Source organism: Limnohabitans sp. Rim8 (assembly GCF_945869175.1).
GTDB lineage: Bacteria > Pseudomonadota > Gammaproteobacteria > Burkholderiales > Burkholderiaceae_C > Limnohabitans_A.
This window is the reverse complement of record NZ_CAMBNZ010000012.1, coordinates 1-25,543: the sequence shown is the minus strand read 5'-3', so window position 1 is coordinate 25,543 and position 25,543 is coordinate 1. Positions and strand designations below refer to the sequence as shown.

The following is a 25,543-nucleotide window of genomic DNA, read 5'->3' as shown; positions in this document are numbered from 1 at the left end:
GAAAAAGCGAGACACATATGGCACTGTTAGAAGTACAAGTCCCGGACATCGGGGATTTTGATGAGGTGACCGTCATTGAATTGATGGTCAAAGTGGGCGACACCGTCAAAGCCGAGCAATCGCTGATCACGGTCGAGTCCGACACAGCCTCCATGGAAATTCCTTCCAGCATGGCGGGTTTGGTCAAGGAAATGCGCGTCGCCTTGGGCGACAAGGTCAAGCAAGGCTCGGTCGTTCTGTTGGTCGAGGCGGCGGGTGCTGCCGCAGTCCCTGCGGCCGCTGTGGCTGAAGCCCCAACTGCTCTTGCTGTCGCCCCTGTTGCTGCAGCTCCTGTAGCTTCAGCACCTGTTGCTGCACCAGCAGCATCAGGCCCCGTGCCAGTGCATGTGCCCGACATAGGGGACTTCAAAGACGTGGTCGTCATCGAAGTCATGGTCAAGCCGGGGGACAACATCAAGGTCGAGCAGTCGCTGATCACAGTCGAGTCCGACAAAGCCTCGATGGAAATCCCGTCCTCGGCGGCTGGGGTGCTCAAAGAGCTCAAAGTCAAAGTGGGCGATAAAGTCAACATCGGTGACTTGCTGGCCGTGCTGGAAGGCGCCGCATCTGCAGCAGTCGCTGTTACAACTGCTCCTGCAATTTTGGCTTCGGCTGCAGCCACAGTGGCCTTGCCATCGACTGTGGCAGCACCTGCCCACGCGCCAGGTGGCGCGACCTTGGGTTTGCCTCATGCCTCGCCATCGGTACGCAAGTTCGCGCGGGAGTTGGGCGTTCCGCTGGAAGAGGTCAAAGGCCATGGCCTCAAAGGCCGCATCACCGTCGACGACGTACAAGCCTTCACCAAGTCCATCATGTCGGGCGCAGTCCAAACCAAGGCACAGGCGGCCAAGGCCCCCGCAACTTCAGGTGGAGACGGGGCTGCCTTGGGCCTCATCCCATGGCCCAAGGTGGACTTCGCCAAGTTCGGCCCCATCGAACGCAAAGAAATGGGCCGCATCAAGAAGATCAGCGGTGCCAATCTGCTCCGCAACGCGATCATGATTCCAGCCGTCACCAACCATGACGATGCCGACATCACCGAGCTCGAAGCGTTCCGCGTCTCCACCAACAAAGAGAACGAAAAGTCGGGCGTCAAAGTCACCATGCTCGCGTTCTTGATCAAGGCTTGCGTGGCCACTCTCAAGAAATACCCCGAGTTCAACAGTTCACTCGATGGCGATGCACTGGTTTACAAAAACTATTGGCACATCGGCTTCGCTGCCGATACACCCAATGGTTTGATGGTGCCCGTCATCCGCGATTGCGACAAAAAAGGCGTCTTGCAAATCAGCCAAGAAATGTCAGAACTGGCCAAGAAAGCCCGCGACGGCAAACTCGGTCCCGCAGAAATGTCGGGGGCGACCTTCACCATCTCCAGCTTAGGCGGTATCGGTGGAAAGTACTTCACACCCATCATCAACGCGCCCGAAGTCGCCATTTTGGGAGTGTGCAAGAGCACCATGGAACCCGTCTGGGACGGCAAGCAATTTGTGCCCCGCTTGATGCTGCCCCTGTCGCTGACATGGGACCACCGCGTCATCGACGGCGCCGCAGCGGCACGCTTCAATGCGTTCTTGGGTCAAATCCTCAGCGACTTCCGTCGCGTATTACTTTGAACTTTGGGGGCGGACCAAAGCGAAGCTTTGCTCGGACCCCAACAAATTGAGAAGACTATGGCACTGATTGATATTCAAGTCCCCGACATTGGCGACTTCGACGAGGTGGCTGTGATCGAGTTGCTGGTCAAACCCGGCGACACCGTCAAGGCTGAGCAATCGCTCATCACCGTCGAGTCCGACAAAGCGTCGATGGAAATTCCATCGTCACACGCGGGCGTGGTGAAAGAGTTGAAGATCAAGCTGGGCGACAAGGTCAAGCAAGGTTCGGTGGTGTTGGTGCTGGAAGGCGAGAGTGCAACTGCAGCCCGGACTGCTGCGCCTGCTCCAGTTGCCGCGCCTGCTGTTGCACCGGTAGCAGCGGCCCCCGCACCCGTGGCCTCCAGCTTTGGCAGCTCGGCCGACATCGCGTGCGATGTGCTCGTGCTCGGCGGCGGCCCCGGCGGTTATTCGGCCGCGTTCCGCGCCGCCGACCTCGGCTTGAACGTGGTCATCGTTGAGCGCTACGCCACTTTGGGTGGCGTGTGTTTGAACGTGGGTTGCATTCCTTCCAAAGCGTTGTTGCATGTGGCAGCGGTGATGGACGAAGTGGCCCACATGGCCGACCTCGGTGTGGACTTTGGTGCCCCCGTGGTCAATATCGACAAGCTGCGCGGCCACAAAGAAAAAGTCATTGGCAAACTGACCGGTGGCTTGGCGGCCATGGCCAAAATGCGCAAGGTCACGACCGTGCGCGGCTTGGGCCAATTCGTGGGTGCGAATCACCTCGAAGTGTCGGAAACCACCGGCACAGCACAAGAACAAAACGGCAGCAAAAAAGTGATTGCCTTCAAGAAGGCCATCATCGCTGCGGGCTCGCAAGCGGTGCGCTTGCCTTTCATGCCGAACGATCCACGCGTGGTGGACTCCACCGGCGCGCTAGAACTCAAAGAAGTGCCCAAGCGCATGCTGATTCTCGGCGGCGGCATTATTGGCTTAGAGATGGGCACGGTTTACAGCACGCTGGGCGCACGCCTGGACGTGGTGGAAATGATGGATGGCCTCATGCAAGGCGCTGACCGCGACTTGGTCAAAGTCTGGCAAAAGATGAACGCCAAGCGCTTTGACAACATCATGCTCAAGACCAAGACCGTGTCCGCACGCGCCTTGCCCGAGGGCATTGAAGTCACCTTCGAAAGCGCCGAACCTGAGAGCACCGCCCCCGCACCCCAGGTGTACGACCTCGTGCTGCAAGCCGTGGGCCGCACGCCCAATGGCAAAAAACTCGCTGCCGAAAAAGCCGGTGTGGCCGTGACCGATCGCGGTTTCATCAACGTGGACATTCAGATGCGCACCAACGTGCCCCACATCTTTGCCATTGGCGACATCGTGGGCCAACCCATGCTGGCGCACAAGGCCGTGCACGAAGCCCACGTGGCAGCCGAAGTGATTGCCGGTGAACTGCAAGGCAACAAGGAACTGGCATCCGCCGCATTCAACGCCCGCGTCATCCCCAGCGTGGCCTACACCGACCCCGAAGTGGCCTGGGTAGGCTTGACCGAAGATCAAGCCAAGGCCCAAGGCATCAAGGTGAAAAAGGGCTTGTTCCCATGGAGCGCCTCGGGCCGAGCCATTGCCAACGGCCGCGACGAAGGTGTGACCAAGCTGTTGTTTGACGACTCCCCAGAAGCACACGGCCACGGCAAGATCCTGGGCGGCGGCATGGTGGGCACCCACGCGGGCGACATGATTGGCGAGATCGCCCTGGCCATCGAGATGGGTGCAGACGCGGTGGACATTGGCAAAACCATCCACCCCCACCCCACGCTGGGCGAAAGCATCGGCATGGCGGCAGAAGTGGCGCATGGCAGCTGCACGGACTTGCCGCCTGCGAAGAAGTAAACGCTTCGCGGTGCAAACAAAGAAGACCGGGCGGGAAACCGTCCGGGCTTTTGTATTTGGTCAGCAAAGGGAATTCATCCTATCTCAATGCGCCCCGAGGTAACACCCCTCAAGCCGCTCAACATCCACCTCATCACCTTCTTCGCTGCACAGCGCCGCAATCAAGGCTGAGTCCACCACTTGGCCTGGCAGCAGCAGTTCTTCGTTCGGCCAGCGCTTGACCAAATGGCCGTTGGCCACACCGCCGGTGTGTGGGGCTTGGTAGGCCCGGCGGTGTTGCATGGTGATGCCGCTGTTGGCGTTGGCGATGAAGCGGCTTTCACCCAAGGACCAAGGTTCAAAGTAGGCATTGGCCGCAGCATCCACGAGGCGGAAGTAGCTGCGCGCGCCCTCGGCGTTGAGCTTTTTGCGCACCGTACGCGTGATGAGGCCTTGCAAGTGGTCCAGAGCGGGACCGGCCATCTGGTCCACGGCGGCAAGGTTCAAGTCTTGCCCAATCAAAGCGGCGTTGACAGACAACTCGGCAGGCAGGACTTGCACCATGGCTTTGACCACATCAAGGTGTGGCGCTACGGCAGTGGCCACGCCGCGGGTTTGTGGCTGAATAGGGCAGCGAATTTCGACAAAACGGGGTTTGACGGGGCCTGTGCAGCCGTCGTGGTGGTAGTACTCGCCTTGGCTCAAACGTCCTTTGCTGGAGCGCCCGCGCACATCGCGGTAAGTGGGGTGATGGGTGTGTGAATTCCGGCAGACGACCAAGCCGGTGGCATCGACCAATTGGTAAAAGGCTTCGCGCCATTCGGGCAAGAGCAACTGTTCGTGCAAATAGTCGCTTGGCGCTTGCGCCTCTTGGCCCACTTCGCCTTCAATCACCAACACAAAGGGCTTGGGCCTGCGTACCCGCCATTGGCAATTGGCAAACTCCAGAACCACGCTGTCGTGTTCAGGATGATTGAAGCCACTGGGGAACTTGAGTGGGGTCATGTGAAGAGGCAATGAGGGTAGGCTTGAGCAATTCGCTGGTCGCTGATTTTAGGGCTTCCATCGGATGCCAAGGCTGAGCGAGGCGCATGCCATTTGACGATCAGGCAGGAGTCCCCCACAAGACATGGCCGCCTTGATCGATGCCTTGACTCTCGACACACTGATTCCTTCAATGCCCAGGAGTATTCGATGATTGCCATAGGAACCCGCGCCCATGGTGCGACCAAGCGGCGGCAACTGCCCAAGATGGCTGAGCATTTCTACAAGTCCGAATGGCTGGAGGCGGGCGAAGACCCTGTTCTTTCCCCAACGGCTTCTTTGATTGAGCAACCGCCCCATGCAACATTGGAAGCGCATTTCCATCGGCAAAACCAGTTCCAGGTGTTTGTTGAGGGCGATGGGCACATTGGCCCCCATGCTTTGGACTGCGTGTTGGTGCATTACGCCGGGGCCTTCACAAGCTTGGGAGTACCTGCAGGCACTCCCAAAGCGGTCTACTCCCTTGAACATCCAAATTCGCCATGCTTTTTACCTTCTTCTTGGTCGACAAACCCGATCACGCCACTACGCGCCAGCGTGTGCGGCCTGAACACAAGGCCTATTTGGCCGCTGTGGCAGACCACATCGCATTTGCAGGGCCGCTCACGCACGACGATGGCCTGACCATGTTAGGCAGCTTGTTGGTGATCGATTTTCCCAACCGGGATGCTGCACACGCTTGGCTGGCAGACGAACCGTTCACCAAAGCGGGTTTGTATGGCAGCACCGCTGTGCACGCTTTTGTGAATTTGTGGCCTCAAAAAGTTGGCTTTCCGCCGTAACCCCTAAAGCACTTGCGTATGAAGCAGGACATGGCAGATTTGCGCATCGCCCGCCACCAAGTGGATGACACGCCCCGTTGATTTTCAGGAGACAAGACATGAGCAATGCAATGCACGACGAGCTGTTGATTCGTCAAATGGTCGAGCGCTGGGCCGTCTGGCGAGATGCAGGCGACTGGGACCGATTTGCCACCGTTTGGCACCCCGAGGGGGTGATGATGGCCACCTGGTTTCAAGGACCGTTCAGTGAATTCATCCGCGTGACCCAGGAGGGTTGGGCCAAAGGCGTGAGCATCTTGCACTTTCTGGGCGGCTCTGCGGTCGAGGTGGTGGGAGACCGTGCCATCGCCCAAACCAAGATGACCATTTCCCAGCGCGGCATGGTGGAGGGTGAAAACGGCCCGGTACTTTGCGACGTGGTCTGCACAGGACGTTTTTATGATTTTGTCACCTGCCACAACGGCGAGTGGAAGTTGCTGCACCGCCAACCAATCTACGAAAAAGACCGCATTGACCCGGTGGACTCCACGGCCGTGCTCAAGCTCGACACTGCGGTGCTCGCCACTTTCCCCGAAGGCTACCGCCATCTGGCCTACATCCAGACGCGCATTGGCTACACGGTCAAGATGGACATGCCCATGCTCAAGGGCGACGTGGTCGACGAACTGTACAAACGCGGCGCACGCTGGTTGGTAGGCGGCGCTTTAGAGCGCTGATTTCAAAAACCCTCTCTTTTTTGGAGTTGAATTCCATGAATCCAAGCCTGTTCACTTTGACCGACGTGCGCCGACGCGCCATCTTGCATGCTTTGCCTGCTGCCGGACTGCTTGCCTTGGCCCCTCAAGCATTAGGGCAGGCGGCTTACCCCAACCGCGCGCTGCGCGTCATCGTGCCCCAGCCGCCCGGAGGGGGGTTTGACTTTGTGGCCAGAGCACTGGCCGAGCGCTTGGGCAAGTCCTTAGGACAAAGCATCGTGGTGGAAAACAAGCCCGGCTCGGGCACGCTGGTGGGCACGGACGCTGCAGCCAAAGCCGACCCGGATGGCTACACACTGTTGGTGGGCTCGGTGTCCAACATGGCACTGAACATGGGGCTTTACGACAAGCTCTCTTACGACAGTTTGCGGGATTTCGAACCGCTGGGTTTGGCCGTCAGTTACAGCTACACCTTGATGGCCCGCAAGGACCTGCCCTTCAACTCGCTCAAAGACGTGGTGGCCTATGCCAAGGCCAACCCTGGCAAGCTGAGCTATGCCTCTGCAGGCAACGGCTCAGGCCAACATGTCTTGGCCGCAGCCCTTTGGCATTTGGCAGGCGTCAACCTCATTCACGTGCCTTACCGTGGCGCCCAAGCGGCTTATCAGGACTTGCTGGGCGCTCGGGTGGACCTGTTCTTCGATCTGTCGTCCACGGCACGGGTGCAAGTCAATGCGGGCACTGTCAAGGCTTTGGCGGTATCGGGTGCCGAGCGCAACCCCATGCACCCCGATGTACCCACCATTTTGGAAAGCGGTGTGGCGCCACTGGATTTGGAATCGTGGTTTGGTTATTTTGTACCCAAAAAGACGCCACAGGATGTGCAAGATCGCTTGCGCTCTGAGCTGGCCAAAGTGATCGCGCAAGCCGACTTGCAAGACAACTTCCGCAAGGCAGGCGGCAAGCCTCTGACTCTGAATGCCGATCAAACCCGAGCGCTGGTGCGCCGCGATGTGGAGCGCTGGACCAAGCTGGTGCGAGACATCGGCATCAAAGCCGAATGAGTTTTTCTTATTTCAACCAGGATACCCCCATGAAAATCGACAATGCAGCCATTCAACATTTGTTCCTTGAAGCCCGCACAGCCAACGGCTTTCTTGACCAACCCGTGTCCGAGGCATTGCTCAAAGAGATCTACGACATTGCCAAGATGGGGGCCACGTCAATGAACACACAGCCCACCCGCTATGTGTTTCTCACCAACGAAGCGGCCAAGCAACGCATCTTGCCGGCACTGAGTCCTGGCAATGTGGGCAAGACCCAATCGGCACCTGTTTGCGTGATCGTGGCCACGGACAACCAGTTCTACGAACACATGCCTGTGGTCTTCCCCAACAACCCCGGTGCCAAAGCGCTGTTTGAGGGCAACGCCGCTTTGGCCCAAGGCACGGCCACACGCAATGGCACCTTGGGTGGGGCTTATTTCATGATCGCGGCCCGCGCTTTGGGCTTGGATTGCGGACCCATGAGCGGCGTGGACTTGGCCAAAGTGAACGCAGAGTTTTTCCCCGATGGGCGATGCACGGCCAACTTCCTCATCAACCTGGGCTATGGCGACGAAAGCAAGCTGTTTCCGCGCAACCCGCGTTTGAGTTTTGAGCAGGCCTGCACGGTTTACTGAACGTCTTCAGACCTTCAAGGCTTCCCAAACACGGAAGGCCGCATAGGCGTCGTTGGCGGCATACACCAGTTGCGTCTCGCTCAAGCGGGGGTTGGCCCAGTTGCTGGTGGCGGCTTTTTTGGACTTGATGAAGCGCTGATGGAACAGTACGGCCACAGCGCCCTTGACACCCATGTCTTTGCGGTAACCCCGTTGGTGAAAAAGGGTGTTGAGCTCCAAAATCCCCAGAGGCTCGATGCCCAGTTTGTGGATGATGCGCTTGCGGTCATCCCCGAGACCAAAACCAGCCTTGTCGATGCCCGGATGGGCCAGCAACGCGGCTGCCACGGCGCTGCAATCGGGGTCGTGCAGCTGAAACACCCAAGCCCGCTCGGCCGTGGACAGTTGCAACACATGGGGGCCATCCGATTGTTCGCCCACTTTGAAGGTGGGTTTGGACTCGGTGTCAAAACCCCAGGCCGGGGATTCAAGCAACTGCCTATGTGCCTCTCGCGCTTTGGGGCCTGTGTCGACCAGCGTGATGCGGTCCAAGCCCACTCGCTCAAAAGGGGGGAGCAGGGCGATGGCGTCTTTGTCCGGCGTGGTCAGGCGTGTGTTCATTCAGGCGTTCAGAATTCATGGTCATGCAAGCACTGTAACGCCCAGGCCCATCACATGCGCCAAGATCTTGGTGGCCTGCAGACCGTCTTGTCCACGCCAAGCCACGATTTGATCTGGGCGGATCAACACCAAGGGGGCCTCGTAAAGCACCTCGATCTCGGGACTGGGCTGGTGCACGACTTTCAAATCCACGCCCAGGGATGCCGCTGCGCTTTCAAAGGCGGTGGTGTCGGCAGGCTCGGTGCCCAACACCAGCAGGGTCCATTCGGCATGGAAGGTGTCAAAAAGCGAACGGCCATCGGCCAACCACGCATGGGGTGGTCTGCCACCCGGCGTGGCGCATGGTGTGTAGCTGTTGGCTGAATCGGGCGGGGCGGTGCTGCCATCGCCCACGATGATGGGGCTGTTGTCATAGCGCCCGCCAAAGGTCACGCCCGGTATGTTGAATTCGCGCCGAACATGGCCATTCAGGTAATCCGAAGCGATGGCACGGGCCGCTTCACCTTGCGGGCTGTCATCTTCGAGCTCGGGTGCGGCTTCAAACAGGCCGATCGAGTCGGCAAACTGCCTGGCATAGCCGGTGTTGCGCCTGGCCAGAGGGTGTCGCTCGAGGTGGTAGCTGTCCAGCAAGGCGGCTGGGGCCTGGCCTTTGATCACGCTGGCCAGTTTCCAGCTGAGGTTGACGGCATCTTCAACCGCCGTGTTGTAGCCCAGGCCCCCTGTGGGGGTGAAAAGGTGCGCCGCATCACCCCCCAAAAAGACGCGACCTTGCTGGAAGGATTCGGCCACCAGGGCGTGACCCGCCATCCAGGTGGCCATGGACAGGATTTCGATGTCAATGGTCTGACCATAAGCCAAGGCAAACAAGCGACGTGCATCGGCTGGGGTCAGCGCTTCGGTGGCGGCATCGTCGGCCATCTGGATGTGGAAGGCAAACTCACTCACGCCATCGACCGACATGATGAAGGCGCGCAGCTCGGGGTTGACCACCACATACATCCAAGAGCGGTCGTTGGGGTTGCGGTCATAAAAGTCAGGTGCCTTGAGGTAGACCGCCAGCATCTTGCCGCCCATGAACTTGCGCTTGAAGCCGGTGGCGCCGCCCCAGGGAATGCCCAGCTGGTGGCGCACAAAACTGCGCGCACCGTCTGCGCCCAGCAGGTAGGCGGCTTTGACGTTCAGGCGATCTTCGCCGTGCACGGATTGCACCACCGCTTCGATACCGTCGCCCATGTCTTGAAACGATGAGAGCTGCCAGCCGTAGCGCATCTCGACGCTGGCCTGCTGCTGCGCATGGCGATGCAGGCAGACCTCGACGTATTTTTGCGAGACGCGGTGGGGCAGCTCGGCAGCGCTCCACGAGCCCGACATGTTCTTGATGGCTTGTGGCGCATCGGCGGCGGTGGGCAGGCGCAAGCGGGCCAACTCGGTGCCCGCAAAGCGCGTCAGGTAAGCGATGTCGGTGGGGTGGTCGGGCGGCAACCCCATGCTGCGGATGTCATGCGCAAAGCCCAGACGGCGAAAATGCTCCATGGTTCGGGCTTGGGTCGCATTGGCCTGCGGGTTGAAGGCCGTGCCAGGTTTGGCATCCACCAACAAACAGCGGATGTTGCGCCGTCCCAATTCAATTGCCAGCATCAAGCCGCAAGGACCGCCACCGGCGATCAGCACATCCACTTGGAGATTGGGTGTCATGAAGGGGGCTACTTTCAGCGTGCCTTCAGGCCAACCTGGTTGCTCAAAACACCGATGCCTTCGATGTCGATTTCGATGGTGTCGCCAGGCTGCATCCAAACCGGCGGCTTGCGCGCGTAGCCCACGCCTGCAGGGGTACCCATCACAATCACATCACCGGGCTCCAGCGTCATGCAGGCCGACATCATGGCAATGGTGGGGGCCACATGGAACACCATGTCGGTGGTCGAGGCACTTTGCATCACTTGGCCGTTCAGGCGGGATTCGATGTGCAGCCCAACGCAACCTGGGGGTAACTCGTCGGCGGTGACCAAGCAGGGGCCAAAACCACCGGTTTCGTCAAAGTTCTTGCCCACGGTCCATTGGGTGGTTTTGCGTTGAAAGTCTCTAAAAGTTGCATCGTTGAAGCAGGCGTAAGCAAACACCGAGTCGAGCGCTTGGTCCTCAGTCACGTTTCGGGTGGTCTTGCCGATCACCAGGGCCAGTTCGGCTTCGTAATCCAGAGATGAGGAAATGGGGGGAATCGGGATGGTGCCGCCATGTGCCAAAAGAGAGGAGGGGCCCCGAAAAAAGATGGTGGGGTAGTCCGCCACTTTGTTGCCGCCTTCGGCCGCATGGTCATGGTAATTGACCCCCAGGCAAAGAATTTTGCTGGGGCGGGGCACGCAGGGCAGCAGGCTGACTTGGTCCACTGGCGTGGCCAAGGCGCTGGTTGCACGCTGCACAATGCTGGCCATCAGCGCGGCGTTACCGCTGGCCAGCCCAAAGAAATCATTGATGCTGCTGGGTGCGTTGTCCATGCATTCACGCATGTCCACCACCCCGTGGTCCTTCAAAACCCCATAGCGGGTGGTGTGGTTTTGCGTGTAGCTGATCAGTCGCATGGGGTCTTTCTTTGAGAGGGTGGATTCGGAATAGGGGAGAGAATTGATCAGTCCACTTTGGCACCAGTTTGCAGGACCACTTGCCCCCACTTCTTGGCTTCGGTACTCAGGTAGTTGTCCAGCGTGATACGGTCCATGCGCACCGTTTCAAGCGACTGCGCAGCAAAGCTGTCATTGAGCGCTTTGTTTTGCAGAATTTTGTTGACCTCGCTGTTGACGCGGTCGAGCACTTCACGCGGGGTGCCTGCAGGTGCCAACATGGCGAACCAGGTGTTGGCTTCAAAACCAGCGTAGCCCAATTCGGCCACGGTCGGCACATCGGGGAGGGCTCCGCTACGCTTGCTGCTGGTCACGGCCAAGGCGCGAACTTTGCCCGCTTTGGCCAGTTGCACCACAGGGGGAATGGAGGTCGAACCGACAGGCACTTGCCCACTGACCACGGCATTGGCCGCAGATGCCGGTGCATGTGGAATGTGCAAGATGTCCACTTTGGCCAGGTTGCGAAACAGCAGTTCAGCCCCCAGGTGGGTGGTCGTGCCATTGCCTGAAGAGGCGTAGCTGAGCTTGTCAGTGGGCGCCAGCGAGAGCAATTCCTTGAGACTGTTGGCCTTGACCGAGGGGTGCACATAAATGATGTTGGGGGAAACGGCGGCCATGGCCACGCCCGTCAGTTCTTTGCCGACTTCGTAGCCAGCCTTGCTGTAGAGCGAGGGGTTCACCGAGTAAGCCACACTGTGCATCAGGAAGGTGTAGCCATCGGCTGCGGACCGGGCCACGGCCTGTGTGCCAATGTTGCCCCCTGCGCCTGGGCGGTTTTCGATCACCACAGGCTGGCCCAAGGCCTCTGACAAAGGTTGCCCGAGGGCGCGGGCCACGATGTCGGTGGAGCTACCGGGCGGGAATGCGACCACGATTTTGATGGTCTTGTCAGGGTAGGCCGCTTGGGCTGCACCCATGACCAACACCAGTCCAGCAAAGCACTTTTTGATTGAATTTTTCATCGTCTGTCTCCAAGCAGTTCATCTGCTTCAAAACATCCTAGAGGAAAAACACAGGCGGCAGTGTCTCGCTTGAGGCTGTCCGATCACAGGCGTGACAGCTCGCCCATGGAATCACTTGCGCGGTGCCTTTTTGGCTTTTTCGGTGCTCTTTTTTCGCACAGCCCGCTCGGCGTCGGCCTTCTTGCCCTCGTCCAGCCATTGGAAGAACTCCTTTGGCGTTTCCAGCGTAACTGGCCCCAATGCGCAAGCCCGAAAATCGTGAATCACCAGGTGCGCAGCTTTTGTGGTGTTGACACGGCCACCGCTTTGCACAGCGCCGCGCACACGCCCGATGGCTTCGAGCAGGGTTTCGTCGGTGTGACCCGACACATCGTTGATCTTGTACCGGTCTGTCAGCGCTTGAGGGTAGTGGGGAATCAGGTAATGGAGTAATTCAAGTGCAACCACCTCTTCGTCAAAAGCATTGACACCAATGGCACCACTGGCGGCTAAATTGAAGCCACTTTGTTCGACGATGATGCGCGGCCACAGCACACCTGGGGTGTCATAGAGGTAAAAATCATCGGCCAAAGCAATGCGCATTTCCTGCTTGGTCACACCCGCTTCGTCACCGGTTTTGGCGGCACGCTTGCCTTTGAGGGTGTTGATCAGGGTGGATTTTCCGACGTTGGGGATGCCACAAATGAGCACACGCATGGGTTTGACCATCCCGCCGCGCCGCGGTGCCAATTGTTGACAGGCTTCGATCAAGGCTTTGGCGGGTGAGACCATGCTGGTGTCCAAAGCCAAAGCCCGCACGTCTGGCAGGGCGTTGTAGTGTTCCAACCATGCACGGGTTTGAACGGGATCGGCCAAATCTTGTTTGCTCAAGATTTTGAGACCCGGTTTGCCTTGTATCAGCTCTGCCAACATGGGGTTGGCGCTGGAGCCGGGCAAACGGGCATCCAACATTTCAATGACGACGTCGATGTCTTTGATGCGCTCCCCAATCGCTTTGCGCGTGAGGTGCATGTGTCCTGGGAACCATTGAATCGCCATAAAAACTGCTGTCATCCTGTAGTTGATGACTGTGATTGTGCTTCACTTCCCCTAGGCTGAATTCGTTCAGTTCATCACCCGTCTGTTCGCATCCCAGTCAGGGCAGCACATGCAAGGTCATGGCATAAAAAAAGGCAGCCAGGTGACTCACCTAGGCTGCCTCTCGGCGAAGCAATACGCGATTACTTCTTTTTGTTCACAGCAGCTTTGAATGCAGCACCTGCAGAAAAACGGGGCACAGTGGCCGCGGCGATTTTCAATTTCTCACCAGTGCGTGGGTTCTTGCCAACGCGTGCTGCGCGCTTGGCAGCTTTGAATGTACCGAAACCAATCAATTGCACGTCTTGTTTTTTGGCAACGGTTTTGGTGATGATGTCCACCAAGGCGCTCACAGCACGGCCGGCAGCTGCTTTGGACATGTCTGTTTCTTTGGCCAATGCTTCAATCAGTTCTGCTTTGTTCAAGATTTTTCTCCAAATGAATAGAACGGCATGATTTTGCCATGCGAGTGATGTGTGCTGCACATAAATTTTCGCAATTTCATCAACTTGCTTGCTTGTTTTTAACTTTACATAATATGCATCGTATGAACTTAATGATATCAGAGGTGGCATCTAGACGCCACCCGCGCATCACCAACCAGTCTTGAAAGCCTTTGAAACAGACTCAGTTGCAGGGTCTGCTGGTGAAGGAAGCTTTGCAGCACGCGCAGCCTCGCGCTGCAGGCCTGTCTCAATCAGTTCCTTCGCGTTTTGACGGTTGCCGCGCACAGCAAAATCCAGCGCGGACAAACCCAATTGGTTCTTGATGTTCAAGTCGGCACCCGCCTGGATCAGCACCTTGACGGCTTGCGGGCTGCCATACATCGCCGCCATCATCAGTGGCGTGGTGCCATTGGGCGACTCGGCATCGATGTAAGCACTGTTGTCCAAGAGGTACTCGATCACGGGCACTTGACCAGCGGACGCCGCGTAATGCAATGGCGTCCAGCCGGTTTTGTTGACATCGGCATCGCGCTCAACCAGCTTTTTGACCAAAGGCAAATACCCTTTGAGTGCCGCCAGCATCAGCACACTCTCGTCGTTCTCATTGCGGACTTCAGCCTTCACCTTGGGCGAGTTGGCCAACAGTTCAGCCACTTTGAGCGAAGGCTCGCGCACAGCCAACATCAAACCAGTAACACCGTTCGTATTGACGGTGTTGGGATCAAATCCACGCTGCAATAAGGCCTGAACGGTTTTGACATCGTCCAAGTGTATGGCCTTGAAAAAATCCTCATAGGCACCTGCGAAAGCACATGAAGTGTGACCAAAAAATACAATATAAACAATGAACTTTTTCAAAAGGCTAATGTTTTTCATGAAATTTCAAACAGCTGTTTTGGAAAACAAATTCAAGAAGTTTTGCGTTGTCAATTCGCCAATCGACTCCGAACTGACGCCTCGCAACTCACCCAACAACTTGGCCACATAGGGCACATAAGAGGGGTTGTTCAACTTGCCACGGTATGGCACAGGTGCCAAATACGGACTGTCGGTTTCGATCAACAAGCGGTCATCGGGCACAAATTTGGCCACTTCGCGCAAATCCACGGCGGTCTTGAACGTCAAGATCCCGGACAGAGAAATGTAAAAACCCAAGTCCAGCGCCGCTTTGGCCACCTGCATGCTTTCGGTGAAACAGTGAAAAACACCCCCAGCGGAAGCCGAGTCGCCCCATTCACCCTCTTCTTTCAATAGGGCGATGGTGTCGTCAGAAGCCTGTCGGGTGTGAATCACCATGGGCAGTCCTGTCTGGCGCGCTGCACGGATGTGGGTGCGAAAGCGCTCACGTTGCCACGCCATGTCGGCCACTTTGCGCCCGCCTTTGCGCTCCTCCATTTGGTAATAATCCAGACCGGTTTCTCCGATCGCCACCACTTTGGGGCGGGCTGCGCCATCGAGCAAGTCTTGCAAGCTGGGTTCACGCACACCTTCGTTGTCAGGGTGCACACCCACCGTAGCCCACATGTTCTCGTGGGCAATGGCCAAGCCGTGAACCTCGTCAAAATTTTCCATGGTGGTGCAAATGCACAGGGCGCGGGTCACCTGGGCCGCCATCATGGCCTGGAGGATGTTGTCCAACTGACCCATCAACTCGGGAAAGTTCAGGTGGCAATGAGAATCGGTGTACATGGCTCAGCCCTTGGACATCAGGGTTTGTTGGGCGTCAGCGGTCAAAGCTTCCAGCATCAGACCGGCATTGAAGGGGTGCTCGGCCGTCCGGGCAGACTGCATCAGGCGCTTGAACCAATCGGTCAGCACCGCCAATGGGGCATGGCTGGCGGGCAATTGGGCCGTTTCAAAGAAGCGCGGAGAAGCACCCGACTGGTGCAACACCAAATCATGGCAAAGCTTTTGCAAAGCGTCCACAGCCTGCGCTGGACTCAAATCCGCCAGATGCCGGGCATCGCCATGGCGCATGGCTTGGGGCAGAGCGGCCCACCACTCGGGTGACAAGCCGGCCTCGCCCTGGCGCAACACATCGTTGGGCCTGCCACCTGCGCTGCGCAACAAAGACTGCGCCACAGGGGCGGAAACACCCTGCCCGCTCAACCAAGTCAAGGCTTCGTCGGTCCCCGGCCACTGCATGGTGTGGGACAAGCACCGGCTGCGGATGGTGGGCAGCAGCATGTGGCTGGCCTCGGTGGCCAGTACAAAACGCACATCGCCAGGCGGCTCTTCCAATGTTTTGAGCAGGGCATTGGCCGTGATGGTGTTCATGCGCTCGGCAGGAAAAACCAGCACCGCTTTGCCGCGTCCGCGGGCATCGGTGCGCTGAGAAAACTCCACCGCATCACGCATGGCATCCACTCGAATCTCTTTGCTCGGCTTGCGGGTTTTCTTGTCGATCTCGTCTTGGGCCTTTTCCGACAAAGGCCAACCCAGCGCCAGCATTACGGTCTCGGGCATCAGCACGGCCAGATCGGCATGGGTACGCACTGCAATCGCATGGCAGCTGGGGCAGTCACCACAAGCGCCCTGCAACGTAGGTTTTTCACACAACCAAGCGCTTGCCAAAGCCAATGCCAATTCATATTGGCCCAAACCCGACGGGCCTTGGAGCAACCAGGCATGCCCCCGCTGTGCGAGCAATTCCTTGGCCTGGCGGGCAATCCATGGGGCGTTCAGGACAGCGCTCATGCCACGGCCCCACTCAGCAAAGCTTGAATCAACCGAACCACATCGTCTGCGACGGCCTGCACAGGCTGGGCTGCATCGATGCGGGCAAACCGGCGGGGCATTTCGGCCATGCGCCGGGCATAGCCGGCGCGCACGGCAGTAAAAAAGTCAGCAGATTGAGACTCAAATTTGTCGGGCACCCTGGCCGTTGCCAAGCGCTGGGCGGCGATGTGCGGCTCCAGGTCAAACCAAACGGTCAAATCCGGTTGGCGCAAAGCGCCACCGGGCAAGGCTTGAACCATGCGCTCCAGCTGCCCCAATACCTGCCAATCAAAGCCGCGTCCACCGCCTTGGTATGCAAAGGTGGCATCGGTGAAACGGTCGCACAAGACCACATCGCCCCGTGCCAGCGCAGGCTCGATCACCTGAACCAAGTGCTCGCGGCGGGCAGCAAACATCAACAAGGCTTCGGTCAAGGCATCCATCGGCTCATGCAAAGCCAAGTCACGCAATTTTTCAGCCAAAGGGGTGCCGCCGGGCTCGCGGCTGAGCACCACCGCCCTGCCCGCCTCCCGAAACAGCTGAGCCACCAGCGCCAAGTGGGTGGATTTGCCCGCACCGTCGATGCCTTCAAAACTGATGAACAAACCGCGTGTCATGGAATCTCAAATGGATAAAACCCGATTGTCGCAGGCTCAAGTCGGGCTTTCTCAAGGGCTTGATTGGATGCCGCGCTGGTAACGGTTCACGGCCCGGTTGTGCTCATCGAGCGAGGCGCTGAAATGGCTGCTGCCATCGCCCTTGGACACAAAATACAAAGCGCTTGTTTTGGCAGGTTGCAACGCCGCCATCAATGCAGCCTTGCCCGGCATGGCAATGGGGGTGGGCGGCAAGCCGCCGCGCGTGTAAGTGTTCCAGGGCGTGTCGCGGGTCAGGTGGATACGGCGCAAGTTGCCATCAAAAGCTTCGCCCAACCCATAAATCACCGTCGGGTCGGTTTGCAAGCGCATGCCGATGCGAAGCCGGTTGTTGAAAACGCCTGCGATCAGTGGCCGGTCCGAGCCCTTGGCGGTCTCTTTTTCAACAATGCTGGCCAAAATCAGGGCTTCCTCAGCCGATTGAACCGACACACCCGCTTGCCGCCCATCCCAGGCTTGCTGCAAATGCTTGTCCATGGACAACATGGCCCGCTTCAACACAGCCAAGTCGCTGGCTCCTTTGGCGTAGGAATAAGTGTCGGGGTAAAACCGACCCTCTGGAGCGACACCGGGACGGCCCAACTGCGCCATCACGGCCTCATCAGCCATCCCTCGGCTGTCGGGCTGGAGGTTCTCGGATTTGGCCAAGGCTTGGCGAACTTGCCGCCAGTTCCAGCCTTCCACGATCGTCACGGCGCGCAGGGTTTCTTCGCCACGCACCAACATGTTCAGCAGCCGCTTGGGGCTGGTGTCCGGCGAAATTTCATAACTGCCCGCCCGCATCTGACGCGACTGCCCTGAAAGGCGAAACCAGGCGTACAAGAGCGTGGGTGAAGTGTGTGCTCCAGCGACAGCCACAGCCTGTGCAATGGCTTTGGGCGATGTGCCGGGCTCGATGGACAAATCGAGCGTGGCTTGGCGTGTGCCCATCGGCTGATGCACCCACCACAGCGCAGCTGCACCCAACCCCAGAACAAGGAGCAGCAGGCTTGTCAGCAACTTCATCAAGCCTTTGAGCACAGCCATGTCCTTTGATCGGGTGTTGAAAACTTGGGGGGATGATAATTCACGACTTGCCAGACGACAAAGCCACGCCATGAACACCCTTGCAGAATTGAGCCCTCCGTTGAAGACCGCTTTGAACGGCGTCAGTGCCCTGCCGCATTGGGGGGTGATTCAGGCCCAAGGCGAAGAGGCCGCGAACTTTTTACACAACCAACTGAGCAACGACGTCTTGCTTTTGCCGGTGGGCCAATCTCGCTTGGCGGCTTTTTGCTCGGCCAAGGGCCGCATACAGGCCAGTTTTGTGGTCGTCAAGACCGCACCCGATACAGTTTTGCTGCTGTTGAGCCTCGATTTGCTGGCCCAAACCCTCAAGCGTCTGTCCATGTTCGTGCTGCGGGCCAAAGTAAAAATGACCGATGTCAGCAGCCAATGGCAATTGTGCGGTTTGCTGGGCGACTGCGCCATCGCTGGGGTGGGGCATGCCGCACCTTGGCAAACGGTGTCTCAGGGCGGTGAGCACACTTTGGCGCTTTACCCCGCCGTGCTGGGCGAGTCCAAAATCCCTCGCGCTCTGTGGCTCGCCCCGTCTGGACACGCGCGGCCTTCAGGCGACGAGGTGCAAAGCGGTGTTTGGCAGTGGGTCGAAGTCCTGAGCGGCGTGACCCTGGTCACCCAGCCCCTGTTCGAGGCCTTTGTGCCACAAATGCTCAATTACGAATCGGTGGGCGGCGTGAACTTCAAAAAAGGCTGCTACCCCGGGCAGGAGGTTGTCGCCAGGAGCCAGTTCCGTGGCACCCTCAAGCGCCGCATGGCGTTGGTGCACAGCACAGTGGCCCTGACCGTCGGACAAGACGTTTTCACCCCCACCGACCCGGAGCAAGCTTGCGCCACCGTGGTCTTGAGTGCCGCCCAGCCGGATGGTCAGGGCTTTGATGCACTGGTCAGTGGCACACTGGAAAGCCAATCAAGCGGTTGGTACGCCGATTTGCATGGGGAGGCGATGAGCTTTTTGCCCCTCCCCTATGCGCTGCTGGCAGACATCTGAAGTGACTCTCCAGGGCAACAAGCCATGGTGTGCAGCGAATTTCTTGCGACGAAAGCGTGACACCTAGAGGTTGCGCACCATCTCGATGTGTGCAATGCCCGCCTCTTCAAAAACGCCGCCATGTGGCTCAAAACCAGAGCGCTTATAAAAACCTTCTGCGCTGCATTGGGCATGCAAGATCACCTGGGTGTCACCCCGGTGTTGTGCGGCTTCCATCAGGGCGTGCAGCACGCGGCGGCCCAAATCGCTGCCACGCATTTGTTTTTTGACGGCCATGCGGCCGATGCGGCCGACACCGGGCGCATGTTGCAGCAGCCGACCTGTGGCCAAGGCCATGCCCATGCGGTTCAGGGCCACGGCATGTAAGGCGGTGTCATCTTGGTGGTCCCACTCCATCTCGGCGGGAACTTTTTGCTCGTGCACAAATACTTCGGTGCGCAGCGGACTGGCCAGTTTTTGAAAGTCATGCCATGAACCCACATGCACCTGCACCATGTCTTCGCCACGCTCATAGCCTTCCAGCAGGTCACGCAAAGGGGCCGGGATGGGTTGGCTTTTTTTAGCCACCGGGTCGGCGTACACATACACCAGCTCGCTGGTGATCAGCAACTCATCGCCCCTGAAAATCGCGCCCACAAAGGTCATGGACGAGTTGCCCATGCGATCGCAGCGCATGCACACCTGCAAAAAATCATCCATTTCGGCGCTGGCGTGGTACTCCACACTGGCTTTTTTGACAAACAGATCGCCGCCGAGCAAGTGCATGGTGTCCGCATAAGGCATGGCCAGTTGCCTCCAATAATCGGTAACGGCCGTATCGAAATACATGAGGTAATGCCCATTGAAGACGATGTGCTGCATGTCCACTTCGACCCAGCGCACGCGCATGCGGTGCGAAAAACGAAAGTCTTGGCGTTTCATGGTGTCAACTTTCAAAAGCGTGTTTCAAAGCCCGGCCCGCATCGGCGTGCGCCTGCAGGGCATCGGGAATGGCGCGGCCCATGGTGATGAAGCCATGGATCACACCCCGATAAATCTCCAAATCGACCGCCACACCGGCCATGCGCAGCGTGTCGGCATAACGCACACCTTCGTCCAGCAGCGGATCGCATTCCGCCAAGCCCACCCATGCCGGGGCCAAGCCGCTGTGCTCAGCGGCCAAGCTGGGGGCAAAGCGCCAGTCTTGGCGATCGGCCTCGTCGATGTAATGGGAAAAAAACCAATCGATGGTCTCTTTGTCAAGCATGAACCCATCGCTGAAGGCGCTGTGCGATGGCGTGTCTTGCCGGGCGCCGCAGCCAGGGTAAAACAGCAGTTGCAAGCACAATTTCAATCCTGCATCTCGGGCCATCAGAGCACAGACAGCGCTCAAAGTGCCGCCCGCACTGTCACCGCCGACCGCCAAACGGGTGCTGTCCAGTCCCCAACCAGCGCCGTGTGAATGCAGCCAGGTCAGCGCGTCCCAGGCGTCGTGTACGGCCGTGGGAAACCGGTGCTCGGGGGCCAAACGGTAGTCCAAGGAGACCACCGCGCAATGGCCAAGACGGCTGAGCTGTCGGCACAGCACATCGTGCGTGGTGAGGCTGCCCACGGTGAAGCCGCCTCCGTGCAGGTACAGCAGCACAGGCAAGGGCTCGTGACTTTGCGGCGCATAAAGCCTGGCAGACATGGCATGACCGTCACGGGCCGGTATGTGCAAGTTGACGACACGGTCCACTTGGGGAGGTGGATTCAAGTCGAGCAAAGGGTTGCCAATGTCCACAAAGGCGCGGGCCATGGCCACCGTCAGGGCATGCACGGGCGGACGTCCGGCGCGCTGAACACGCTGGAGCAATAGCCGCGTGGCCTCGTTCAACAAGGATTTGGGGGAAATGTGGTGGCTGCTCATGGTTTCATGACCTATCGCCGAAGTGACGGTCGGGGACCGCCCAAGCTGTGGGTTCAAAGCGTTGTGGTTCAAAATGAATGGCATCGTACAACGCGCCGGGCCCCTTGCCTGTCAACCCCGTCGCATCCCACCGGAGAGCTTCACATGTCGTTCATCAACTACGTCACCCAAATCCAGATCGACTTTGGCGCGGTCAAACTGCTGCAGGCAGAATGCGAGCGCGTGGGCATCCGCAAACCCCTGATCGTGACCGATGCGGGCGTCAAGGCCGCTGGCGTGCTGCAAAAAGCCCTCGACGCCCTGCCCGGTTTGCCCGTCACGGTGTTTGACCAAACACCCTCCAACCCGACCGAGTCGGCCGTCCGCGCCGCATCGGCCATGTACAAGGCCCATGGCTGCGATGGCCTGATCGCAGTGGGCGGTGGCTCGGCGATCGACTGCGCCAAGGGCGTGGCGATTGCCGTCAGCCACGAAGGCCCGCTCAAAACCTACGCCACCATCGAAGGCGGCTCGCTCAAAATCACCGACCGCGTGGCCCCCATCATTGCCGTGCCCACCACCAGCGGCACCGGCAGTGAAGTGGCCCGTGGCGCGATTTTGATCCTGGACGATGGCCGCAAAGTGGGCTTTCACAGCTGGTTCATCGTGCCCAAAGCCGCCATCTGCGACCCTGAACTGACGTTTGGCCTGCCCCCCATGCTCACGGCCGCCACCGGCATGGACGCCGTGGCGCACTGCATGGAAACCTTCATGGCCGCGCCTTTCAACCCGCCCGCCGACGGCATTGCTTTGGACGGATTGGCCCGGGGCTGGGCCCACATTGAACGCGCCACAAGCCATGGACAGGACCGTGAAGCACGTCTGAACATGATGAGCGCCAGCATGCAAGGCGCGATGGCTTTTCAAAAAGGCTTGGGCTGCGTGCACTCGCTCAGCCACAGCTTGGGGGGCGTGAATCCGCGGCTGCACCACGGCACCTTGAACGCCATGTTTTTGCCTGCGGTGGTGCGATTCAATGCGGCGGCCGAGTCGGTCCAACAAGAAAACCGCCTGAACCGCATGGCCCAAGCCATGGGACTGCAAAGCGGCACGGACATCCCCGAGGCCATCCGGGACATGTGCGCCCGACTGGGACTGCCCAATGGCTTGGGCGCGATGGGCGTGACGGAAAGCCTGTTTGATGCGGTCATCACCGGGGCACTGGCCGATCACTGCCACAAAACCAACCCCCGCATCGCTTCGGCAGACGAATACCGAGACATGTTGCTGACCAGTTTGTGAGGATGGGTGTCCCAGCGTGAGCTGGGCATTTCACCCCCCGGTGTGGATGGCAAACGGGTGCAGTTCGCTCAGTTGCTGGTCCAGCGAAAAAGAAACCAGCATAGCCACCGACATGAGCGAGACCACCGCGTTGATGTTGGCATCGTGCGAGACGGCATCGTCCAAGCGGCGTTTGAGGTGGCGGTTGACGGTCTGCACTTCCCCATACATGCGGCTGAGGCTGTCCAATGTGAAATCGGCCACACCACCTTGCTGCCCCTTGAGGTATTGGCCCACAAAATAAGCGCCCACCATTCTGAACAAGGTTTCATGCACGGTGGCAAAAGGCATGTGAAGGCGCCCGGGGCCCTTCATTTGCGACAAGACCGGACAGGCGCTGGTGGCCAAGCTCAGCCCCAGCAAAGACTGCAAAGCGGTCTGAATGTCGGTCTCTTTGCTGTGCTGACGGTCGCCCATCTGCACATCCACCTGTACTTTGGCGTGCGAATTCACGTGGCAAAAAGACTCGACGATGTGCTCAATGTCCAGGGCTGCCGGGCAATACCGCTGGCTGGCGGCCAGAGGGCAATTGGGGCACTGGTGGTGGCTGAGCAAGGTCCACGGAGGCGCTTTTCTCAAGGGGTCGCTGTCCACAGCGCGGTCTGAGTCCACCGTGCGTTCAGTGTCTACGGCAAACCTGACCGGTTCGCCGTGTTGCAAGGACAGCGTATAGGTGATGACCGACATGAGAGAAAAAGCCTTTGAGAGTCCATCTGCGCATTGGCGCGTTTTCTCAATTATTTGATCAATTTGAGAAATCTTTTGTAATTGTGATTTTTTTACTTTAATTTACAAACCTGATGTCTGTAAACCAGCGGCAACGCAAGGCTCGTGGGGTCAAGGCCTTCACATGTCGTGGTGACTGGGCATCTTGGCACCCACATGCAGCTCACCCCGAGATTCAGCCAACTCGACCTGGCGCTGGCGTTCGGCCATTTTTTCCTTTTGCTCGGGGGTGCGCTGGTCGTGGCAATGTGCGCAGCTGACACCTAAAACATAATGCGCAGACAGCTTGTCTTGCGCACTCAGAGGCCATCGGCATGAACGGCACAACTCATGGTGGCCCAAACCCAAGCCGTGGCCCACGCTCACGCGCTCGTCGAACACAAAGCAGTCGCCTTCCCAAGTGCTTTGCTCAGGCGGGATTTCTTCGAGGTACTTGAGGATGCCGCCTTCGAGGTGGTAAACCTTGTCAAAACCACGCATTTTCATGAGGGCAGTGGATTTTTCGCAGCGGATACCGCCGGTGCAAAACATCGCCACCTTGGGCTTCTTGACCGCATCGGTTTTCAGGTTTTCCTGGGTGTCCAACCAAGCGGGCAGCTGCACAAAGGTTTTGATGTTCGGATTGATCGCGCCCTTGAAGGTGCCAATGGCCACCTCGTAGTCGTTGCGTGTGTCAATGACCACCACATCGGGATCGGCCAGCAAGGCGTTCCAATCGGCGGGTTTGACGTACTGGCCCACCGTCTTGTTCGGGTCCAACTCGGGCACGCGCAAGGTCACGATCTCTTTTTTGAGCTTGACCTTCATGCGGGTGAACGGCGGTTTGGGGCTCCAGGATTCTTTGTGCGGCAAGCTGGCCAAGCGAGGATCGGCATGCAAAAACGCCAACACAGCGCGAATGCCCGCTTCAGGCCCGGCAATGGTGCCATTGATGCCTTCGTGCGCGAGCAGCAGTGTGCCCTTCACACCGTTGGCTTCGCAGCAGGCCTGCAAAGGCCCTTGCAGGTCAGCAAAGTCGGGTAAGTCGACGAATTTGTAGAGGGCGGCGGTGAGGAACAAAGTCTCGGCTTTCATAGAGGCAGATTATCCCAGTCTGCTCACAAAGGGCGAATTTGCAACGGGTCAGGCTTTGCCAGCCAGGCCTCAAACTCCTGCGCCAGCTGTTGACTGGACCGGGCCGCAACTGTCCAAACTTTGACCCGCCCCGCCCAATCGTGGTCATAGGTCATGAAGTCCGTGCGATCCGGCAGTTTGCCGTTGGGCAGGGTCAGCACCCACTCAGGATTGGGAGCCAGGACGATGGTGTTGTCCAAAAAAGCCGTTGCGCCATGTCGCCACTTAAGGGCTTTGTCGAGCCAGCCGGGCACCACGTTTTGCTGGAAATGCGGGTAAAGCACCACGGCTCGGTCGCTGCCATGCTCTGGTGCAATCCAATTCAAGTGCAGGTGGTAGTCGGTGATCCCGCCATCCCAATAGGCCCCAGTCGGTGCGCCGGGGATGTCGTGCACCGCTTGGAGCGCAAACGGGATCGAACAACTCGCTTGCAATGCCGCCATGAAGTTGCCCTCGTTCAGGGCCATGGATTGCGTGCGGAAATCTTGCGCGTCAAAAGGCAACTCAACGTCTTGTGCAGAAAACACCACCCGCTCCAGCCAGCCCCCCAAAGCCCTGCGGCTTAACACATTGCACAAGTAGGCCCCAGCGTAGCCCAGTGGGGTAGCCAGCGAATTTTCTCGGTGCAAGATGTGCCGCCCATGCGAGGTGACGATGTGCAGCCGGTAACGTGGATGGTTCAGCACCTGCTGGATGCGCCCGCCGTAAAAGGCCTGCAGACTTTGGCCAAAGGCTTCGCTCACCTGCTGGGCCTTCACACGTTTTTCCCCTGGCAGCGGCTCGTAATGCTGATGGATGTAGTCACGCTCCAGACGCTCAAAGGCCGTCACGGAATCGTTCAGGCAGGCGGTGGCCATGCGCCACGCGCCAATCGATGCGCCCACCAGGTCCACAGTCTGCTCGCTTTGGGCGAGCCAATCGCCAAAAATGAATCGGTCCAACGGACCCAGTATCAAGCCCTTGGGGCCGCCAGCGGCGCCCGGTATGGCAGCAATGTGCTCTGGCTGCAAGCCGTGTTCACGGATGTGCGCCAAGGCCTTGGGGCCAGCGTGGATGTGCAGCGCCTGCATGGCGGTTACTTTTTCAGGCCTTGGAGCTTGGCAAAGGCGCTGGCCATGGTGGAGCCAGAACCGGCGGCGGCGGGCGAGGTGTAGCCACCACGGCCAGCACCACGCTGGCGGTGATCGCGCCCGGCCCCTTCAAACTTGTTGTCTCGTGGGCCATCGCGTCGTGCTGGCGCAGCGTCGAGCTTCATGGTCAAACTGATGCGCTTGCGGGCCACATCGACTTCCAGCACCTTCACTTTGACGATGTCACCGGTCTTGACCACCTCGCGGGCGTCGGTCACAAATTTGTTGGCCAGCTGGCTCACATGCACCAGGCCGTCCTGGTGCACGCCCAAATCGACAAAAGCGCCAAACTGGGCCACATTGCTCACAGTGCCCTCCAAAGTCATGCCTTCTTTCAGGTCCTTGATGTCTTCCACGCCGTCGGTCAGTCGGGCAACCTTGAAGTCGGGGCGCGGGTCGCGGCCGGGTTTTTCCAGCTCGCCTAGGATGTCCTTCACCGTGATGACGCCAAACTTGTCGTTGGCGAACAGCTCGGGGCGCAGGGTTTTGAGCATCTCGGCGCGTCCCATCAGCTCGGCCACC

The 25,543-nt window shown here is 58.8% G+C and carries 27 protein-coding genes; 8 read left to right on the top strand and 19 right to left on the bottom strand.

The window, feature by feature from the left end:
- The first annotated feature begins 17 nt into the window (after positions 1-17).
- Positions 18-1,655 carry a dihydrolipoyllysine-residue acetyltransferase gene (aceF, locus tag Q0O19_RS03435; RefSeq protein ID WP_295520089.1) on the top strand — a complete coding sequence of 546 codons (1,638 nt, stop codon included), beginning with the start codon at positions 18-20 and terminating at the stop codon, positions 1,653-1,655.
- Between the two features lie 57 nt (positions 1,656-1,712).
- On the top strand, positions 1,713-3,536 hold the full coding sequence (lpdA, locus tag Q0O19_RS03430; RefSeq protein WP_295520087.1) for a dihydrolipoyl dehydrogenase: 1,824 nt from the start codon (positions 1,713-1,715) through the stop codon (positions 3,534-3,536).
- An 84-nt stretch (positions 3,537-3,620) separates the two neighbouring features.
- Here the strand turns inward: lpdA and Q0O19_RS03425 are convergent, their stop codons facing one another.
- Both Q0O19_RS03425 and Q0O19_RS03420 read right to left on the bottom strand, forming a co-directional pair.
- The gene (locus Q0O19_RS03425; protein WP_295520085.1) at positions 3,621-4,520 is read right to left on the bottom strand and encodes a hypothetical protein; all 900 of its coding nucleotides are present in this window, start codon (positions 4,518-4,520) and stop codon (positions 3,621-3,623) included.
- A gap of 48 nt (positions 4,521-4,568) precedes the next feature.
- Positions 4,569-4,961 (bottom strand): hypothetical protein, encoded by a 393-nt coding sequence (locus Q0O19_RS03420; RefSeq protein ID WP_295520083.1) that lies wholly within the window; start codon positions 4,959-4,961, stop codon positions 4,569-4,571.
- Positions 4,962-5,041: 80 nt separating this feature from the next.
- Between Q0O19_RS03420 and Q0O19_RS03415 the strand changes: the two genes are divergently transcribed.
- From Q0O19_RS03415 to Q0O19_RS03400, 4 genes are all read left to right on the top strand, one after another.
- Positions 5,042-5,341, top strand: coding sequence for a YciI family protein (locus tag Q0O19_RS03415; protein ID WP_295520081.1), 300 nt, complete (start codon positions 5,042-5,044; stop codon positions 5,339-5,341).
- Positions 5,342-5,439: 98 nt separating this feature from the next.
- Positions 5,440-6,057, top strand: coding sequence for a nuclear transport factor 2 family protein (locus Q0O19_RS03410; protein ID WP_295520079.1), 618 nt, complete (start codon positions 5,440-5,442; stop codon positions 6,055-6,057).
- A gap of 35 nt (positions 6,058-6,092) precedes the next feature.
- Complete coding sequence (locus tag Q0O19_RS03405) at positions 6,093-7,100, top strand: tripartite tricarboxylate transporter substrate binding protein (RefSeq protein WP_295520077.1); 1,008 nt, start codon at positions 6,093-6,095, stop codon at positions 7,098-7,100.
- A 29-nt stretch (positions 7,101-7,129) separates the two neighbouring features.
- The gene (locus tag Q0O19_RS03400) at positions 7,130-7,717 is read left to right on the top strand and encodes a malonic semialdehyde reductase (RefSeq protein WP_295520075.1); all 588 of its coding nucleotides are present in this window, start codon (positions 7,130-7,132) and stop codon (positions 7,715-7,717) included.
- 6 nt (positions 7,718-7,723) lie between these two features.
- Here the strand turns inward: Q0O19_RS03400 and Q0O19_RS03395 are convergent, their stop codons facing one another.
- The 11 genes from Q0O19_RS03395 to mltG form a co-directional block, all read right to left on the bottom strand.
- Positions 7,724-8,317, bottom strand: a complete 594-nt coding sequence (locus tag Q0O19_RS03395; RefSeq protein WP_295520073.1) for a 3'-5' exonuclease — start codon at positions 8,315-8,317, stop codon at positions 7,724-7,726.
- A 21-nt stretch (positions 8,318-8,338) separates the two neighbouring features.
- On the bottom strand, positions 8,339-10,012 hold the full coding sequence (locus Q0O19_RS03390; RefSeq protein WP_295520071.1) for an FAD-dependent oxidoreductase: 1,674 nt from the start codon (positions 10,010-10,012) through the stop codon (positions 8,339-8,341).
- 14 nt (positions 10,013-10,026) lie between these two features.
- Positions 10,027-10,896, bottom strand: coding sequence for a fumarylacetoacetate hydrolase family protein (locus Q0O19_RS03385; protein WP_295520069.1), 870 nt, complete (start codon positions 10,894-10,896; stop codon positions 10,027-10,029).
- Between the two features lie 47 nt (positions 10,897-10,943).
- Complete coding sequence (locus Q0O19_RS03380) at positions 10,944-11,897, bottom strand: tripartite tricarboxylate transporter substrate binding protein (protein WP_295520067.1); 954 nt, start codon at positions 11,895-11,897, stop codon at positions 10,944-10,946.
- A 111-nt stretch (positions 11,898-12,008) separates the two neighbouring features.
- Positions 12,009-12,935, bottom strand: coding sequence for a ribosome biogenesis GTPase YlqF (gene ylqF, locus Q0O19_RS03375; RefSeq protein WP_295520112.1), 927 nt, complete (start codon positions 12,933-12,935; stop codon positions 12,009-12,011).
- A 182-nt stretch (positions 12,936-13,117) separates the two neighbouring features.
- Positions 13,118-13,399, bottom strand: a complete 282-nt coding sequence (locus Q0O19_RS03370; protein ID WP_100171317.1) for an HU family DNA-binding protein — start codon at positions 13,397-13,399, stop codon at positions 13,118-13,120.
- 168 nt (positions 13,400-13,567) lie between these two features.
- Positions 13,568-14,296, bottom strand: coding sequence for an ankyrin repeat domain-containing protein (locus tag Q0O19_RS03365; RefSeq protein WP_366939024.1), 729 nt, complete (start codon positions 14,294-14,296; stop codon positions 13,568-13,570).
- 6 nt (positions 14,297-14,302) lie between these two features.
- Positions 14,303-15,109, bottom strand: coding sequence for a TatD family hydrolase (locus Q0O19_RS03360; protein ID WP_295520063.1), 807 nt, complete (start codon positions 15,107-15,109; stop codon positions 14,303-14,305).
- A gap of 3 nt (positions 15,110-15,112) precedes the next feature.
- The gene (locus Q0O19_RS03355) at positions 15,113-16,117 is read right to left on the bottom strand and encodes a DNA polymerase III subunit delta' (RefSeq protein WP_295520061.1); all 1,005 of its coding nucleotides are present in this window, start codon (positions 16,115-16,117) and stop codon (positions 15,113-15,115) included.
- Entirely contained in the window at positions 16,114-16,755 is a 642-nt protein-coding gene (gene tmk, locus Q0O19_RS03350; RefSeq protein WP_295520059.1) for a dTMP kinase, read from the bottom strand. Before tmk ends, Q0O19_RS03355 begins: the two co-directional genes overlap by 4 nt.
- Before the next feature lie 51 nt (positions 16,756-16,806).
- The gene (mltG, locus tag Q0O19_RS03345; RefSeq protein ID WP_295520057.1) at positions 16,807-17,820 is read right to left on the bottom strand and encodes an endolytic transglycosylase MltG; all 1,014 of its coding nucleotides are present in this window, start codon (positions 17,818-17,820) and stop codon (positions 16,807-16,809) included.
- A gap of 70 nt (positions 17,821-17,890) precedes the next feature.
- On the opposite strand from mltG, the gene Q0O19_RS03340 reads away from it, so the two are divergent.
- Positions 17,891-18,844, top strand: coding sequence for a folate-binding protein (locus tag Q0O19_RS03340; protein WP_295520055.1), 954 nt, complete (start codon positions 17,891-17,893; stop codon positions 18,842-18,844).
- Between the two features lie 63 nt (positions 18,845-18,907).
- On the opposite strand, the gene Q0O19_RS03335 is transcribed toward Q0O19_RS03340, so the two are convergent.
- Together Q0O19_RS03335 and Q0O19_RS03330 are read right to left on the bottom strand one after the other, a co-directional pair.
- Positions 18,908-19,765: a YbgC/FadM family acyl-CoA thioesterase gene (locus Q0O19_RS03335; protein ID WP_295520054.1), complete on the bottom strand. Its 858-nt coding sequence runs from the start codon at positions 19,763-19,765 to the stop codon at positions 18,908-18,910.
- A gap of 4 nt (positions 19,766-19,769) precedes the next feature.
- Complete coding sequence (locus Q0O19_RS03330) at positions 19,770-20,732, bottom strand: alpha/beta hydrolase (RefSeq protein WP_295520052.1); 963 nt, start codon at positions 20,730-20,732, stop codon at positions 19,770-19,772.
- 144 nt (positions 20,733-20,876) lie between these two features.
- Here Q0O19_RS03330 and Q0O19_RS03325 point away from each other — a divergent pair, with 144 nt between their 5' ends.
- Positions 20,877-22,013, top strand: coding sequence for an iron-containing alcohol dehydrogenase (locus tag Q0O19_RS03325; RefSeq protein WP_295520050.1), 1,137 nt, complete (start codon positions 20,877-20,879; stop codon positions 22,011-22,013).
- A gap of 30 nt (positions 22,014-22,043) precedes the next feature.
- On the opposite strand, the gene Q0O19_RS03320 is transcribed toward Q0O19_RS03325, so the two are convergent.
- From Q0O19_RS03320 to Q0O19_RS03305, 4 genes are all read right to left on the bottom strand, one after another.
- Positions 22,044-22,739 carry a hypothetical protein gene (locus Q0O19_RS03320; protein WP_295520048.1) on the bottom strand — a complete coding sequence of 232 codons (696 nt, stop codon included), beginning with the start codon at positions 22,737-22,739 and terminating at the stop codon, positions 22,044-22,046.
- 159 nt (positions 22,740-22,898) lie between these two features.
- Positions 22,899-23,852 (bottom strand): rhodanese-related sulfurtransferase, encoded by a 954-nt coding sequence (locus tag Q0O19_RS03315; protein WP_295520047.1) that lies wholly within the window; start codon positions 23,850-23,852, stop codon positions 22,899-22,901.
- Between the two features lie 23 nt (positions 23,853-23,875).
- A complete protein-coding gene (locus Q0O19_RS03310; protein WP_295520045.1) occupies positions 23,876-24,961 on the bottom strand; it encodes a phospholipase in 1,086 nt (361 codons plus the stop codon).
- A 5-nt stretch (positions 24,962-24,966) separates the two neighbouring features.
- On the bottom strand, positions 24,967-25,543 hold a 577-nt coding region (locus Q0O19_RS03305; RefSeq protein WP_295520043.1), incomplete at its 5' end, for a S1 RNA-binding domain-containing protein.